The sequence below is a fragment of the Chryseobacterium sp. C39-AII1 genome, from assembly GCF_039672645.1.
Taxonomy (GTDB): domain Bacteria; phylum Bacteroidota; class Bacteroidia; order Flavobacteriales; family Weeksellaceae; genus Chryseobacterium.
This window is the reverse complement of the sequence record NZ_JBDFPQ010000001.1, coordinates 558,024-574,551: the sequence shown is the minus strand read 5'-3', so window position 1 is coordinate 574,551 and position 16,528 is coordinate 558,024. Positions and strand designations below refer to the sequence as shown.

12 protein-coding genes are annotated in these 16,528 nt (G+C 32.2%); 5 read left to right on the top strand and 7 right to left on the bottom strand.

The features are described from left to right. Positions 1-90 precede the first annotated feature (90 nt). Positions 91-3,204 (top strand): SIR2 family protein, encoded by a 3,114-nt coding sequence (locus ABEG63_RS02370; RefSeq protein WP_346582692.1) that lies wholly within the window; start codon positions 91-93, stop codon positions 3,202-3,204. A 329-nt stretch (positions 3,205-3,533) separates the two neighbouring features. Here the strand turns inward: ABEG63_RS02370 and ABEG63_RS02365 are convergent, their stop codons facing one another. Continuing rightward, entirely contained in the window at positions 3,534-4,697 is a 1,164-nt protein-coding gene (locus ABEG63_RS02365) for a hypothetical protein (protein WP_346582690.1), read from the bottom strand. Positions 4,698-4,973: 276 nt separating this feature from the next. Continuing rightward, positions 4,974-5,282, bottom strand: coding sequence for a hypothetical protein (locus ABEG63_RS02360; RefSeq protein WP_346582688.1), 309 nt, complete (start codon positions 5,280-5,282; stop codon positions 4,974-4,976). A 412-nt stretch (positions 5,283-5,694) separates the two neighbouring features. On the opposite strand from ABEG63_RS02360, the gene ABEG63_RS02355 reads away from it, so the two are divergent. Further along, positions 5,695-6,993, top strand: a complete 1,299-nt coding sequence (locus ABEG63_RS02355) for a restriction endonuclease subunit S (RefSeq protein WP_346582686.1) — start codon at positions 5,695-5,697, stop codon at positions 6,991-6,993. Here ABEG63_RS02355 and ABEG63_RS02350 read toward each other — a convergent pair. Continuing rightward, entirely contained in the window at positions 6,988-7,536 is a 549-nt protein-coding gene (locus ABEG63_RS02350) for a restriction endonuclease subunit S (protein ID WP_346582685.1), read from the bottom strand. The two genes, ABEG63_RS02355 and ABEG63_RS02350, sit on opposite strands and share 6 nt — an antisense overlap. A gap of 39 nt (positions 7,537-7,575) precedes the next feature. Between ABEG63_RS02350 and ABEG63_RS02345 the strand changes: the two genes are divergently transcribed. After that, positions 7,576-8,379: a tyrosine-type recombinase/integrase gene (locus ABEG63_RS02345; RefSeq protein ID WP_346582683.1), complete on the top strand. Its 804-nt coding sequence runs from the start codon at positions 7,576-7,578 to the stop codon at positions 8,377-8,379. 29 nt (positions 8,380-8,408) lie between these two features. Here ABEG63_RS02345 and ABEG63_RS02340 read toward each other — a convergent pair whose 3' ends face one another. From ABEG63_RS02340 to ABEG63_RS02330, 3 genes are read right to left on the bottom strand one after another with little or no spacing between them, the layout of a single operon-like run. Then, positions 8,409-9,911, bottom strand: coding sequence for a restriction endonuclease subunit S (locus ABEG63_RS02340; RefSeq protein WP_346582679.1), 1,503 nt, complete (start codon positions 9,909-9,911; stop codon positions 8,409-8,411). After that, positions 9,911-11,347 carry a class I SAM-dependent DNA methyltransferase gene (locus ABEG63_RS02335; RefSeq protein ID WP_346582676.1) on the bottom strand — a complete coding sequence of 479 codons (1,437 nt, stop codon included), beginning with the start codon at positions 11,345-11,347 and terminating at the stop codon, positions 9,911-9,913. Before ABEG63_RS02335 ends, ABEG63_RS02340 begins: the two co-directional genes overlap by 1 nt. A 13-nt stretch (positions 11,348-11,360) precedes the next feature. Further along, positions 11,361-13,652 (bottom strand): DEAD/DEAH box helicase family protein, encoded by a 2,292-nt coding sequence (locus tag ABEG63_RS02330; protein ID WP_346582674.1) that lies wholly within the window; start codon positions 13,650-13,652, stop codon positions 11,361-11,363. 1,173 nt (positions 13,653-14,825) lie between these two features. Between ABEG63_RS02330 and ABEG63_RS02325 the strand changes: the two genes are divergently transcribed. Both ABEG63_RS02325 and ABEG63_RS02320 read left to right on the top strand, forming a co-directional pair. Continuing rightward, complete coding sequence (locus ABEG63_RS02325; RefSeq protein WP_346582672.1) at positions 14,826-15,509, top strand: nucleotidyl transferase AbiEii/AbiGii toxin family protein; 684 nt, start codon at positions 14,826-14,828, stop codon at positions 15,507-15,509. Between the two features lie 40 nt (positions 15,510-15,549). Beyond that, on the top strand, positions 15,550-15,861 hold the full coding sequence (locus tag ABEG63_RS02320; RefSeq protein WP_346582670.1) for a hypothetical protein: 312 nt from the start codon (positions 15,550-15,552) through the stop codon (positions 15,859-15,861). Positions 15,862-15,996: 135 nt separating this feature from the next. Here ABEG63_RS02320 and ABEG63_RS02315 read toward each other — a convergent pair whose 3' ends face one another. Then, positions 15,997-16,218: a hypothetical protein gene (locus tag ABEG63_RS02315; protein WP_346582669.1), complete on the bottom strand. Its 222-nt coding sequence runs from the start codon at positions 16,216-16,218 to the stop codon at positions 15,997-15,999. Positions 16,219-16,528: the final 310 nt, after the last annotated feature.

Sequence of the window (16,528 nt, the reverse complement as noted above, 5' to 3'; positions counted from 1 at the left end):
AAGAAAGGCTCAACTACAGGTTGAGCCTTTTAAATACTCAAGCTTGCACTGAAATTTAAAAACTAAACTAATAATTAAAAAACTTGAACGATGGAATTAGATTTTGATAAGTTTAAAAGGTCATTGATTATTTCAAAAAATGACAAATATGCTTTTCTGCTAGGTGCGGGTAGTTCAATAACCTCCGGAATTCAATCAGCTTATGATTGTATTTGGGAGTGGAAAAAAATGATTTATCAGACTACCAATAATATCTCAAGTGAACTAATTGAAAACTTTAGGAATAAAAAAAATCAAGAGATAATACAAAATTGGCTTAATAATCAAGGGAGATTTCCTCCTAATGGATCTGAAATTGAGTATTCTTTTTATGCAAATGAATGTTTTCCCATCAACGAAGATCGAAGAAAATATTTTCAGAAAATTTGTTCTAATGCCCAACCTTCCATTGGCTACAAAGCGACAGCATTATTAGCAAAAGCAGGTTTTGTTGATACTATTTGGACAACTAATTTTGACGATTTAATGAGAGACGCATGTATATCGCAGCGATTTCAATCAATTGATATAACGTTAGAAAATACTTCTAGAATTATCAATCGTACTCAAAATAGTAGTGAATTGCCAATTCTAAAGCTTCACGGAGATTTTAAGTTTGGAGATTTAAAAAATACTGAAAGTGAGTTAAAGACTCAAGATGAAGTATTTAGAGAAAAAATGATCGAGTATCTTAAGGATAAACATCTTATTGTTTTTGGTTACAGTGGTAGGGATCATTCTCTAATGAATACTCTGCGAGAATTATATTCAAAAGATGGTGGAGGGAGATTATATTGGTGTGGGTATAAAGAAAACAAAAGTGAGGTAGTCAAAGACCTAATCCTTTCTGCAAATGAAAGAAAAACGAGAGCCTTCTATATTGCTACAGAAGGATTTGATAATGCTATCTATCAAATTGCTCAATTATTACTAAGTGATAATGTACAAATCTATAATGAGTTTGAGGCACTTGTTAAAGATGATTCAAAGAAAATTGAATCAATTCCATTTAATCTTATGCCTAAAAAAACCAACACTGTTTTAAAAAGCAATTTTTTCCCAATAGAATTTCCAAAAGAAGTTTACGTTTTTGAACACACAATTACAGGAAAAACATGGGATTTTTTAAATGAAAACATTTTACCTGAAAAGAGAATTGCAGCAGTTCCTATTGGCAACCAAATATGGAGTCTTGGTGTTGCAGAGAATATAAGTAAGCTCTTTGGTTCTTTTATTCAAACAAAGCTAGTTAGAAAACCTATAACCGAAATCACTAACAGTTCTAATAACCTGATTTGCCTATTTCTTTCAGCGATCTGTAAGTACTATTCTTTAGAAAATAAATTAAACACAGATAATAATAGAAAATTATGGAGTGAAAATGACTTTAAATTTATTAGAGGACATAAAGTATACAGCGCAATTCGTTTAAACATTGAGATTATATCTAATCAAGTATATATTACTTTAAATCCAGATTTTCATGTTGATTCTAAAGATGAAATTCACGCAATAGGTCTTGAATATTTTCATCAAATTTGGAATAGTAAATTCAATGAGTATGTTTCAAAATGGAGAGAAATTTTATTCAAAAATTCTAACGAATTTGATTTCCCAAATAATTCAAATTCAGGCTTTGCTTTTAAAATCAAAAAAAATCCAGTATTTACATTGATTGATGACTTGACAAAGAGTAATAATGAGGCTCATAATATTCCATCTCATTTGATAAGATATCGAGGTGTTAAATTTAGAGAACCAAATTTGATTTTTAGCTCAAATAATGGCGGGAAAAGATGTTTAGAACCTCATCCAATGAAGGGTTTGGTTAATCATAAACCTTATGAGACTGGGATTGATCACTTTTTGAATAAGCAGATAAAAATGTCAGTATTGTGTATTTCTGAATATTCTCAAAAATTAAACAATTTTTTAAGCAAATTAAATACAAAAATACCTGTTAACAATCCTAAAGAAAGATATTTAATTGATTATGAAGGATTTGATGATGTATATAATGTGGATTTGGAAATCCCAAATATAAATTCGTCTGATTGGAGAGAAATCGAAGATTTAGAACTATCTAGTGATATAAAAGGTGTTTCAAATAGAATTAAAGAAAATATTTGTTCCGAAATTTTAAGGATAGGTGCATCGACAACTCAAAAGGTAATTGTAATATTTATTCCAGACAAATGGTTAAAATATACTTCCTTTTCAAATGAATATGAATCGTTTAACCTTCATGATTATATAAAAGCGTTTTGTGCTGAGAAAGGTTTGACTTCTCAATTTATAACAGAAAGGACATTGTTAGATAAAAAACAAGAATGCCAAGTTATATGGTGGCTTTCATTGTCATTTTATGTAAAATCATTTAGAACGCCTTGGCTGGTAGAGAACTCCACAAGTGATACGGCTTTTGCAGGAATAGGCTACAGCGTTGATAAATTCAATAAAAACAATCCAATAATTTTAGGTTGTAGTCATTTATACACATCAAATGGAGAAGGATTAAAATATAAGCTCTCAAAATTAAGTAATGATAAAATTCAATGGCGAGATAAAAAACCTCATCTATCATATGATGATGCATATGATTTTGGGAGGTCCATTATCAACTTGTTTTATGAATCCATGAACGAAATGCCGAGACGGGTCGTAATTCATAAAAGGACATTTTTTACCAAAGAAGAAAGAGATGGAATTTGCGATAGTCTTCTAGAAAATGCCAATATTCAGAATGTCGATTTAATTGAAATAAATTTTGAAGATGATGTTAAATATGTCTCTAGTAAAATTAAAAATGGGAAAACAGAAATTGACGGTTATTCCATCGCTAGAGGCACTTGTATTCAATTAACAAGTTATTCAGCATTATTATGGACTCACGGAATTATTCCGTCGGTAAAAAATGAGTATTATAATTTTTATCCTGGTGGTAGGTACATCCCAAAACCATTAAAAATAATAAGACATTATGGCAATAGCTCATTAGAACAAATTTCTAACGAGATTTTAGGATTATCTAAAATGAATTGGAATTCTTTAAATATGTATTCCCAATTGCCAGCAACAATATTTTCATCAAATGAGATTGCTAGAATTGGAAAACTGGTTAATAACGTGGGAAGTACAGAATATGATTACAGATTTTTTATATAATTATAATAGGAATTTGCATAAGGAATTTCATGCAAAACTTTTATATTAAATCTCTACAAATCTGTGTTTTCACATCCAATTCTGATGTGTATAATATCGATCTTATAAATATAAAACTTAGCTGAAAACTAAAATTCCTATTTATTTCAAAAGAAAAAAGGAAAAAAAAGAAAGCCATTTCATTATTGTTGTAGATTTTAATAAGCAAGTTTATCAATAAAAATACGACCTGAAGGGTGGAGATTTTTATTGATACCAATAGGCTTGAACTTGTGTTTAATAATCTGGAACTATTCTTTTGTTTTCTTTTTATTATTTTTAATTATCTATTATAATCTCCTTTGTTTTTTCTTCTTTTGCTGTAATAGAATTTGCTCAGAATTATAATTGATCTCAGAATTGCCAAAATTTAAGAGAGTTATTATTTGAGAAACACTTTCTGAATCTTTAAAAACTTCTTCAAATGCAGAGAAAGGTATATTGTTCCCTTGCGAAACCTTCTTACAAACATTATTGATTTCTGCGAGTAACTTTTCTTGAGAACCAATAAAAAGCTGAGGTAATTTTGTTTTCTCAAATTGTAATGTTTTGATTAAAGTATCCTTCACAGAGTTTAAATATTTTATTTTTTCACTCGAATAAATATTGCCGTTGGATAGAACGGTGGATAATTTGTTTTTCAGAATTGAAATTTCTTTTTTAAGATCAAAATTTTTGCTTTGGAGTTCTGTTATCAGTTTGTTTTTGAATTCTAATTCCTGTTTGTTTTTGCTAAGCTGTATATTGTACGTCTTGAACGCTTTTTCGTAGTTGTCAAGAGTTTGATCGGTTCTAATTTTTTTAAAGCCTAAGAAGTCTCTTTCTTTAACAATAAAATCTTCAAACTTTTTGGAACTGAGCTCAGATTTGACATCGTTTATCTTTTCATCTAGTTCTAAAAGCTCTCGTTCTTTTTTCTGGATCTTAAATTCTATTGCCTCCAATCTACCTTTTGAGCCTTCAATGCCTCTCTCCATTCCTAAGCATTCCGCTGTAATATCCTGCATTTTTGAATAGTGGAAAGATTGATGCTTTAAGGTTTTTCCAGTTTGCAGATCTTGCCAATCAGCAACAAGATGAGCGTGATAATTCGGTTTCCATTCTTTTGTTTCTTTATCATAATGACCCTCATCTTTATGGATAGCAACCTGAAAAATTCTGATTTGCAATTCTTCTTCAAGTCGTTTTGAAAGCTGATGCAAATCCTGCATTGTTGTATTGTCCTTAATCACTACAACTGCCTCACGAATGGGCATTGCATTTTTTTGTAATTTCCTTCCTGATTTTTCTTTACAATACTTTTCTATCTTCCTTAATCTGTCTGAAAGTTTTTCTTCTGACCAATATTCATTTTTAGCTGTTAAGTCTTTTCGAATATAATCGAAAGTTTTCTTTCTAAAGTTATGGGTTTCAGAATCTGATTTTGCCGCTTTGAAATTAATGGAAGTTTTCATAGACACAATAACTAATAACTATTCATTTATTAGTTATTGTGTCTATTAAGACGATGAAATTGCTTCCTTTGGCTATTAAGTGGCAAGCTGATTTACATTTATTTAATGATAAATTTTAATACATATAAAGTATTAGACTTACTTAAAAATCTCAAATTTTTTTTCAGATATTTATTAAATCTTGGATGTGGATGCTGATTTTTTTTGTTCTCTTTCCATTAAAACAAATAGATCTCTTACCAATGTTTTTGCCATTTTTATTCTATTTTGCCTCTGCTATAAACTCTTTAGATGAAAGAATCCAAGTTTCTCTAAACGATGAGAATAGAATACAAAGAAATAATTGTTGCGGTCTATATGATTTATGGCAGCAAAGAGAACTGCATCTCCAAATTTAACATCTGTTGAACGTGCTTTAATCTGAACATCTACAAAACTTCCGTCGTATTTTCTAATTACTGCATCTATACCATTATCATCAATCAGAGGTACATAAACATCTAATCCCTTTTCAAGCATTTTACTAATAACGAAATATTCCATTCGTTTTCCAGAGCGTACATTATGGCGAAAAACTCTTTCCATTTTACATAATGAAATAATCAAATCCTTGTCTTAAGATTATTCTGTAATATTTTATTCTGCAAGATTCAGAGCTTCCCAATTCTTATCAAATAATTGTTGGATCCAAAAATTATTAATTATAGCATTTTCGTCTTTATAAATACTCTTTTCTATAATCAATTATAAAATAATTTTTCTTAGTCTAAAGACTTCTTTGAATCTAACTAAAGGTTGAGTAACAACTTATTTTTAGTAACTAATTTTTGATTTTAAAATAGTCCATTAAATTATGGAAAGATTTTTTTGCAAGAAAACAATTTAAATTTCATTGATTTTTAAGTTATTATTGTCTATTTAGAAAAGATTTTTTTAAAAAAATTCTCTCTAAATAACATTCCATAAATCATATTACGAGAAGTTCGCTGACGGAACTGTGAAATGTGTTGATGAGGAGATTCCTTTTGAGATACCGGAGAGCTGGTCGTGGGAGCGAATAGGCAATATCGCTTTTGTTACAAAACTTGCTGGTTTTGAATACACTAAATACTTTACAAAAGATAATATTTCTTTTAATAAAGAAATTCCGTTAGTTAGAGCCCAAAATGTAAAAATGGGAATGTATGTTGAGAATCAACAAGAGGCTATCGATTTTAAATTATCACAAGAATTAAATCGATGTGCTTTAAATAAAGAATGCTTATTAATGACTTTTATTGGAGCGGGAATCGGAGATGTTTGTATATTTCCGAATAATAAAAGGTCACACTTAGCTCCTAATGTAGCCAAAATAGAGTTTTACTCAGATATATCTTTAGAATATATCCTCATCTACTTAATGTCGAGTTTTGGACAAAGAGGAATCGAGGACATTCGAAAATCGACGGCGCAACCAAGTTTATCAATGGCTACAATTAGAACAATTTTGATTCCAATTCCCCCGCAAGAAGAACAACGGCAAATTGCTAAAAAATCACATTCGAATCTTTGCTTTACAGATGCAATTAACCTTAATAAACACCAGTTAGAGCAGGATATAAAACTGTTCAAATCCAAAATCCTAGACCTCGCCATCCGAGGCAAACTCGTACCGCAAGACCCAAACGATGAGCCAGCTTCCGTATTGCTTGAACGCATAAAAGCAGAGCATCCTGAAAGTAAAAAAAAGGCTAAATACACAGGGGATAACTCACATTATCAGAACTTACCCTTTGAGATACCCGAGAATTGGATGTGGGTTCGAGGCTATTCTTGTTTCAATCAAATGGAAAGTACTAGGCCTACGGAAGATAGTTTTATATACATTGATATTGATGCAATAGATAATAAAACTCATAAAGTTATTAACCCAAAAACCATTAAAAAACAAGATGCTCCAAGTCGTGCTACAAGGAAATTATCAACAGGAGATACTCTTTTTTCTATGGTGAGACCATACTTAGAGAATATTGCTTTCATAGATTGTTCCCTGAATAATTGCATTGCTTCTACTGGTTTTTATGTTTGCAAACCTAATGCTTTATTGTTCCCTATATTTTGCTTTAATTTAATGACTTCCAAATATGTGATAGATGGATTAAACAGCTTTATGAAAGGAGATAATTCTCCGTCAATAAATAATGAAAACATTCTTAATTGGCTATATCCGATTCCTCCTTTTGAAGAACAAATTAGAATAACAAAAACAATTAATTCATTATATACTATTCTAGATAACATAACAGCAGAATTATAATTCTGCTGTTATGTTATCTAATTGTTGAAATAAGTTTTCGATGGCTTGGACTATTCTAATTTGTTCTTGACTTGGAGGTAATAGAATAGAAAAATTAGTAATTTTCTCTTTTGAAATATTGGGTTGTGCCCCACCTTCTGCCTTCATTTGCAAAATTTTCTTTTTACCCATCAAAAGATAAAAAAGAAATTTATTAAAAATACCTAAATATGTAATGCAGGTACAACAAGCTTGATTTGTAGCAGCTGGTATATTTAGAATACCAATTTTTCCAATAGTTGCGCCATACATTGCAATCAATACACTATCTTTTGGATTTAATCTAACTGAACATTCTTTAAGGGCTAAGTCGGTTATCTTTTCGGGTATATAGTCAATATAGCTATCGTTTAGGTCGCCAGTTTTTAGCCAACTAACCGTTCCGTTTTCATAATACATTTTATTTGAACGGTTTGGAGTTGCTCCAGAAGACCAAGAGCCGATACTTTCTAAGGTGCATTCTGTCCATCCTTGAGGTAAGTTCTGATAATGTGAGATAGCCAAGATAAATTTGTTGTCTTATTTTAAAAAATTAGTAGAATAATGGTAACAGATTTTAAAAAATCATTAAGTAAAAACGACTTGGCAGAAAACACAATTACATCGTATGTATGGACGGTAAATCACTTTCTTACCCAATATGGGGCAGTAAACAAAGAAAACCTTTTGGCTTACAAAGGATTTCTAATTGAACATTTTAAACCACAAACAGTGAATCTGCGTTTGCAAGCAATGAACAAGTATTTAGAATTTATCAAAAAAGATAGGTTGAAGCTCAAATTTGTTAAGGTTCAACAGAAAAATTTTCTCGAAAACGTCATTAGTGATGCAGATTACAAGTTTTTCAAAACAAAGTTAAAAGCTGATGGAAATATTGAGTGGTATTTTGTTGTTTGGTTTCTAACTGCAACTGGAGCTCGGGTCAGTGAATTGTTGCAGATAAAAGCAGAGCACGTTCAAATAGGGCATCTCGATATGTACACAAAAGGAGGGAAAATCCGACGTTTATATATTCCTAAAAATCTTCGTGCAGAGGCTATCAAATGGTTAGAAACAAAGAATATCAAATCCGGATATATATTTCTCAATCGTTTTGGAGAAAGAATTACAACCCGTGGAATATCTCAACAGTTGAAACATTTTGCTTCAAAATATGGCTTAAATGTGAATGTAGTATATCCACATTCTTTTCGCCATCGATTTGCCAAGAACTTTTTAGATAGATTTAATGACATAGCACTGCTTGCTGACCTTATGGGACACGAAAGCATAGAAACGACCCGAATTTATCTTCGCCGTACCGCAAGTGAACAGCAAGCCATTGTTGACAAAATCGTGAATTGGTAAAGATTGAAAATTATAGCGTAGGCAGATGCTTACGCTATAATTGAATTTATTATTTTATCAAGTGATGCAAAAATTTCTTCAATTTTTTGGACAATTTGTTTTTGTTCTGATAGTGGGGGTAAAGGGAAAGGAATAGTATTTAAAGATGATTTTGTGAGATGTTTAATAGTAACTCCCTTACTGTAATTGTCGAGGAAATGTATATCATTATAATGCCACAAAAAATACATATACAAATAAGAATCAATTTTACAATGGAAACGTACTCGATGTATCGCATTTTGATATAGTATGCTGTTCTCTCTATCCCATACCGCACATCGCCCAACTTCCCCTCCTTCGCAAACAAGTAAATCTCCCTTCTCTATTGAGTAACGATAGATTTCAATATCTTCAAATTTCATTTCTTTCAAGTCATCTAAGATAACTTCTCCCCACCTAACATTTACGCTACGGAGATAAGGATAATACTTTCCTTGATTTTTAATTTTATCCAATGTTTTGCCCAAATCATTAGTTGCAATATCTTCAAAATAACACCATTCCCAAGATTTTGGAATTTCAAAGGGATAATGTGAGTTATCCCCTGCATTTTTAGTCTTTTTTTTGCTTTCCGGGTGTTCTGCTTTTATGCGTTCCAGCAGTACGGAAGCTGGCTCATCGTTTGGGTCTTGCGGTACGAGTTTGCCTCGGATGGCGAGGTCCAGTATTTTACTTTTTGTTTTTTGAATATAAGAATATAATTGATCCTTATCATTCCCAATGCCATCAACAATCAAAAATAATTTTGATATACTTGATAGAATTTTACATATTTCTTCTAGAGGTGGAAGTGCAATAAGATAATCTCCGATAATATCTTTTCCGACACGTTGCTGTCCTACGGCTCCAGAAAAATTTGCTATCCCATTTGAAATAAAATTTTCCGTCTTTGATATGTATAAAGCATATTCTGCAATAATAGGAAAAACAATGGGACGAAATATGTGTAATTCTGTAGTTCCTGCACCATAACTATTATACAAGTTTTTAAATATTACAGATTTTCTATTTTCAAAACAAGGGGTAATTTTAGCTATACCCAGATCATTGTTTTGAAAATGTGTAAATCCTAATTTTATGTCTCTCCATTGTCGTCTGTCAAATTTAGCTTCATTTGCATATCCATCCTTTATATAGGCCATAGGTACAAAAGAAACTTCAACATCTTCTTCTATTGTGTTTTTGGGATTCATTTGGAAAAGGTTTCTCCATCTACACCACTCCCAGCTCTCCGGTATCTCAAAAGGAATCTCCTCATCAACACATTTCACAGTTCCGTCAGCGAACTTCTCGTAATATGATTTATCGGAACGGTAAATGTGTGATTCGTTCTTATCTCGTTTAATTTTTTTTTCTTTAATTAATTGTTCTTTTTCTGCACGTATTTTTTCAATAAGTACAGAAGCTGGCTCATCATTTGGGTCTTGCGGAACTAATTTCCCACGTATTGCTAAATCGAGGATTTTTTGTCTTAATTTCTTGGTATCCATTATTCCTCTATTTTGCCGATTATTTTTTTTAATGAAGTTACAGCTCTTGATATATTGGAACTTTTCTCTTCAATTTGTGACAACAATTCGGCAAGCGACATATCTACGGTCTCTTCTCCTGTTTTAATCCAGGTTATATCCAGGCTGGTTTTGTCTCTTCCCAATAATTCTGCTGAAGTATATTTCCGCCAGCGACCGGACGGATTTTCTTTGGAATAAGTTTCTATCCTAATGTTAATATTTTCAGCACTGTAGCAATTTATAAAATCATCTAAATGCTGACGGCGCATTGGATTGGTTGCCAAAGTATGTTTTACATTGGTGCGGTAATCATAATACCACGTTTCATTTGTTTTATTCCCTTTTGAAAAAAACAATACGTTTGCTTTGACACCATTGGCATAAAAAATACCTGTAGGTAAGCGAAGAATAGTATGAAGATTAAATTCTGTAAGTAATTTTTTACGAATCGTTTCCCCAGCACCACCTTCAAACAATACGTTATCCGGCAATACCACAGCTGCCCTTCCGCCATTTTTGAGCATTAGCATAATTTGTTGCATAAAATTCAGCTGGTTATTGCTTGTGGAAACATACAAATCGGTACGCATAGCAGCAATATCTGTAGAACCAGCAGGTCTATTCCCGAACGGAGGATTAGCAAGCACTACATCTACCAATGTATCAGGTTCTCTTTCTAATGAATCACAGCATTCTATCGGGCTGCGTTCCGTACCGATTCCGTGCAGATACAAATTCATTGAAGCGAGGGTAACAACGAGAGGTGTATTATCATTGCCGTGCAATGCTTTATCCCTCAGGAATGCTCGTTTTTCTTTATCTTGCGACTGCTCTTTCATATAATCGTAAGCAGTAAGAAGAAAACCACCTGTACCACAAGCAGGGTCGCAGACTGTTTCTCCAATTTGCGGACGGGTAACTTCAACCATTGTATTAATTAGTGGTCGGGGAGTAAAGTATTGTCCAGCACCACTTTTCTTGTCTTGTCCGTTTTTCTCAAGAATACTTTCATAAATAGCACCTTTAACATCTCCATCCATCGATAACCAATTTTCTTCATCAATAAGTGTTATGACTTTTTTGAGATATACTGGTTTATCAATTTTATTTTGGGCTTTTGTATATATTGTTCCTATCAGGTTGTCTTCCTGACTCAATAATTTTAAGATTTTCTCGTAATGGTCGATTAAATCAAGTCCATCCAGTTCAGTTAGATCATTCCAGCGGTAACCGTCTGGAATAGCGGATTCCTCTCCGAAAATTTCAACATTTTCGTTGTCCATTTTCAAAAATAAAAGATAGGTTAACTGTGTAATATAATCTGTGAAGCCAACACCTTGTGAAGAAAGAATGGTAGCTAAGTTCCAGACTTTTTTTGTAAGCGACTGTTCGGTCGCAACTGTTTTTTTTGCCATTAATAATTTTATTTTAAGCAGCTTTTAGTATAAATTGTGAAAGTGAGATGATGGCAGTATTTACAGAATCTGCGGTACCAAAATCTCTTACCATTTGAGCAACTAGAGGTTTATCTTCCTCTTTAATATCGTTCATATTGCAACTTCCATTGGCTACAATATAATTGACAACACTGCGGATAATCTCTTTTTGAGTGTCCGTCAATGGTCGTTGGTTTTGCCCGCACCAAAGCTCAAAGCGACTTGCAGCCATAGATGATAAAGAACGTAAATCCGGGCTTTGTTTAAAAGCAAAACGCACCAATTGAATAATATTCGTTAGCGCATCTTTTTCATCTTTCGAACGAAATGAGACAACATGAGCTGGGTCTAAGACGGAATAGGTATTCCATAGTAGAATAGGATTGAATTTGTTGCTAGTGTGAATTAGTTTTTCTCGTAGCTCCTTCAACATTGTGTAAGTAATCGGCTCATTGGTATTATTGTAAATTATACGTAATGCTTCAATCTCGTCTTTATGAGAATTAACATAATCTTCAAATGCTTGGGTGTTGTTCTGAGCTTCTTCAATTGAAAATCCTTTTTCAATTAAATTATCTTCTCCTGGTTGCAAAATGGATATAAATCCTGCATTCAATTCTAACAGATATTGTCTTGCTTTCGGATTATGCGTAAGAGGACGAACAAGACCTTTTCGAGCAAGATTAGGATTATTAACCTCAATAAAAGGTTCTAATATTCCTTCTTCTAAAGCATTAAATATTTGTACTGCCAAATCTTTCATCTCGATTCTTGCTAAATCTGAGAATTTTTGGCGTTGTTTATCATCTGATTTAATATTGATTCGTGATAAACGACTTGCCAAGAGTCTTAAATTATCATCCGACAAATCTCCGTGCGTAATACGCTCTAATAATATTCTTAAAGACATATTGGGCGGCGGTATATCTGCACCAGGACGAGTAACCTGCATTTCGTGTTCTGTTACTCCGACTGCATCGACCAAAAAGAAAAGGTCTTTACTGACCGCGTTGGGAGTTACATTGCGAAGTTGTTCGTCTCCTATGGTTCTTACACCACGACCTTTCATCTGTGTATAAAGTGCATCCGATTCTACATCCCGCATAAACATAACAACTTCCAACGGTTTCACATCCGTGCCTGTCGCTACCAATGTCACGGTAACAGCAATTCGGAAATCTTTGTCATTTCTAAAACTTCTTATCAACTGATTGCTATCTCCTGCAGAATAGGTGATTTTTTGAATAAAATTTTCAGATTGGTTAGGAAATATATCTTTCGCAATTCGGACTATATTGGTTGCGTGAGCATCATTCAAAGCAAAAATCAGAGTTTTAGGAATATACTCTAATTGAGGCTCTCTATCAGGATACAGCTCATCATATATAGAATCACGATAAGTTTCTAAAATAAGTTTGATTTGCGAAGGATTAACAATACTACGATTGAGCTCTGTAGAAGTATATGTTTTTTCTTCTGAAGTTTTTACATCTTCTATCTTACCTGAATATTTGGTTATCTGTGTTATATTTTCCCCTTCTTTTACAGCTCCTCCATTTTCCGTAGCCTGAGTTTTAATACGGAACACACGATAATCAACATTGATTCCATCAGCAATAGATTTTTCAAGGGTATAATTTACAATGATATTACTATTGAAAAACGCTTTTGTTTCGGGAGCTGGTGTAGCGGTAAGACCAACCATCTTTGCTGATTTAAAATATTCCAAAACTTGTCGCCAATTTCCATAAATTGAACGGTGGCATTCATCAATAATAATTAAATCGAAGAAATCAGGAGCAAGATTTAGTTTTCCACCCAATGGTATTTCTTTCCCATCTTCAATATTTGATTCATCATTATCGTTATCATTTAATTCCTGCCCTGTAAGTAGTGCAAAAAGTCTTTGAATTGTTGAAATAACGACGTTGGCATCTTTGGGAATATTAGCAGATTTCAGCCTTTCTGTGGTGAAAATGGTATTGAATGGTTCTCCTGTTTCTGTCAATCGGAATGTGCCAAATTCTCCTTCTGCCTGTCGCCCCAAATTGTTTCTGTCAACAAGAAACAAAATCCTCTTAATAGGCGTATAAGAAAGCAATCTGTAAGCGGCCATACAAGCCGTAAAAGTTTTTCCTGCCCCTGTTGCAAGTACCATTAACGCACGGGATTGGCCTAATCTGAAACTAGATTCCAATTCAGTAATTGCTTCATATTGGCAATCTCTTAGTCCCTTCTTTTGCAGTGAAGGTAAACCGGCATACTCGTCTTCTATTCCAAGCATTTTCACAATCTCTCTTGGTGAATGTATACGAGGGATTGTCAAATAATCTTCATCAAGATTATTAATATTTCTAAATAATATTTCCTTACCGTTTGATAAATAAATGATGGGCAACGGTTCATACCAGTAAGAACACCAATTTGGTAATCGTCGAACATATCTTTCAGCTTGCTCCATTACAACATTGGATAGCCGATATTCTTCCTTTTTTGCTTCAAGAATACCTATCGCCTTGCCATTAATAAACAGAAGATAATCAGCTTCAAGGCTTCCTTTTAAAATCCCTTCTTCAATAGCCACAGCAGAAATATTGGGTGAGTAATGGTCTCTATTGACAATTTCCCACCCAGATTCATTAAGCATTCGATTGATGATTTCTCTAGCTTTTTGTTCTGGTGTCATTTATTTACTTCTATGTAATTTATATTATCGGAAGTTATGAACAAAAATAGTTAATTTCAAAGGAAATCCTAACTATTCATTTTTGTTATGAAAGATAATTGCTAAATAAATTTAATTTAAAGTTTTTTTGAAATATTTAATTACAAATTAGACGAATGATTTGCTATCATACTTGTAACTCTCTTATTAAATGTATTAAAAAAACACCTTTATCTGGAATATGTATTTTTAGAATGGTAACTAGTGATTTCTTTCCCAACTAATGTTTCTTTAACTAATTCCAATAATACTAATATTTTTATCATTACGAAATGTAAGTGGTTTTTTCCATTACAATGCCTCGCAGAGCGAAGCAGCAACTTTGTTGGGAGGAACGACTTTCAAAGTTGCGAATGAGCTCCTAACTTCTCCGCGTAGTTGTAAAATCGCACGCATTTCAATAAGTAATAAATACATTCTTAAAACAATATTTTTGGAACATTACTTTTAACAAAGCAGGCTTGATTTTCATTAATGTTTTAAATGTGCAAAATGAAGCCTTCTGCATATTTTAGATTTTATTTAAGGTTTCCTACTAAAAGATGTGCTTCTTAAAATTAGTACATACTAAAGAACTATTACAGGAAAATTTGCAATTCCAATAGGTAATATCTCCATCAATAAAAGGCTTCTACTTTAGACTTTCATCGACAATCGAAGTCAACTATTTCCTTCCACTGCCATTGTACAGGCATACATCATTTTCAGATTTACTTTTCTGAAAAATGAAATATGCTACATAAAGAAACTGTCAGTAAGGAAATGTGGGAACTCTTACAACGACTAATGAAGGATGAAATGCTAAAAGATTTCACTCTGGTAGGTGGTACTGCTTTAGCCTTAAAATTAGGGCATAGATTATCCATTGACATTGATCTGTTTACTACGAAAAACTTTAACTCAAAAGATTTAATTAGATACCTACAAAAAGAATACAATGCAACAAATGAGATAGTTTTTGAAAATACTGTTATGACCTATATTGAAGATATAAAAGTTGACCTTTTATCTCACAAATATCCTGTGATAGCAATGGATAAAATTTCAGAAAATGTTAGAATGATTTCAAATGATGATATTGGCGCAATGAAACTTCACGCAATATTTCAAAGCGGAGCAAGGTTAAAGGATTTCGTAGATATGTATTTTCTTCTTGAACAAAATCCTTTAAAGTCATACCTCGATAGCTATCAACAAAAATATAACGGAAATTCAAATTTAGTAGCACGTTCATTAATCTACTTTGATGGTATCAGAAAACAATATGATGTTTCAATGATTCAAGGGAAAGAGAATAATTGGAAGACAATGCAGGAAAGACTCAAAAAAGCTGTTTCAAATCCAAATCTTAAATTTGGAGGTTCAATTTCAAAAAAAGCCATTCCCATCAATAAAGGTAAAGGATTTAGAAGGTAATAATGTTGCGAAAAAGAGATAAAAACCTTATATTTATAGTATGAGAACAGAAGATAAAATATTACCTGATATTCATCCTAAATTCTTTTGGGACACCGATTTTAGATTATTAAATTGGGAGACAGCTTGTGTTCCTATCATTTCTCGAATCATTGAGAGAGGAGGTCAAAATGAGATAGATGAAATTATAAAATACTATGGTCGTCAAAAAGTTGTAAACACAATTCGAAACGAAATCCATTTTCTCGCCAATTATGCAATTGACCGAGCAATAGACTTTTTTCCGGAACTTAAAAAAGAAGAAATGCATTGCTATTTAAACAGAAAGGATAAGTCTTATCACTGGATATAGTTTTTGCAAACTTCTTTCGATATGCAAAACCAATAACATGAACTAGTAATTACTTAATCTGTTTTTAAAGCTATTCAATTTTATTGTAACTGTCAGATTAAGTATGACTAATTCAAATTATTTTATATAAATAAATTATTCAACTTGGTGACCAAACAGTTTCCACCATTTTGCAATGGTTGTTCTGCTAATATTATGTGTTTTTGACATAAAATTTGCTGATAGATTATGTGTTTTTTGATATTTCAATAGTCTTAACACTGTTTCTTTATCGTAATTTTTTAATCGCTGGTTATTTTTTAAACTCTTTGTTGAAGATTCAGCGACTAGTGCATTTATCTTAAGGACATCTCCCATCGTATTTAAATTATTAAGAAGATGCAAAACTTTAGGATCATCTAACTTCTCAGGCTGTTACTCTGTGAGCATGTCATAATAAATTTTCTTGTAATTCGGCCTCATGGTATTTTTTATTTATTAATTTTTTTGATTAATTTATGCCTTATTATGAGCATTAGTAATAAGTTATCTATTCTAGAAAAAACATCAGTACATAAGTAGCTTTCTCCTAAGCAGTGTCCATCAAAAGGGAAAACCGTGAATAAACTCATTTCCACTTTCAGTAAAATTATTAATTTTTACAGTTCCATTTTTGATCTGAAAATAA

Coding starts and splice junctions, on each gene's coding strand:
- ABEG63_RS02365 (WP_346582690.1), bottom strand. CDS start 4,697: ATGAAAACTTCCATTAATTTCAAAGCGGCAAAATCAGATTCTGAAACC.
- ABEG63_RS02325 (WP_346582672.1), top strand. CDS start 14,826: ATGCTACATAAAGAAACTGTCAGTAAGGAAATGTGGGAACTCTTACAA.
- ABEG63_RS02330 (WP_346582674.1), bottom strand. CDS start 13,652: ATGCTTGGAATAGAAGACGAGTATGCCGGTTTACCTTCACTGCAAAAG.
- ABEG63_RS02345 (WP_346582683.1), top strand. CDS start 7,576: ATGGTAACAGATTTTAAAAAATCATTAAGTAAAAACGACTTGGCAGAA.
- ABEG63_RS02340 (WP_346582679.1), bottom strand. CDS start 9,911: ATGGATACCAAGAAATTAAGACAAAAAATCCTCGATTTAGCAATACGT.
- ABEG63_RS02335 (WP_346582676.1), bottom strand. CDS start 11,347: ATGGCAAAAAAAACAGTTGCGACCGAACAGTCGCTTACAAAAAAAGTC.
- ABEG63_RS02360 (WP_346582688.1), bottom strand. CDS start 5,282: ATGGAAAGAGTTTTTCGCCATAATGTACGCTCTGGAAAACGAATGGAA.
- ABEG63_RS02320 (WP_346582670.1), top strand. CDS start 15,550: ATGAGAACAGAAGATAAAATATTACCTGATATTCATCCTAAATTCTTT.
- ABEG63_RS02315 (WP_346582669.1), bottom strand. CDS start 16,218: ATGGGAGATGTCCTTAAGATAAATGCACTAGTCGCTGAATCTTCAACA.
- ABEG63_RS02370 (WP_346582692.1), top strand. CDS start 91: ATGGAATTAGATTTTGATAAGTTTAAAAGGTCATTGATTATTTCAAAA.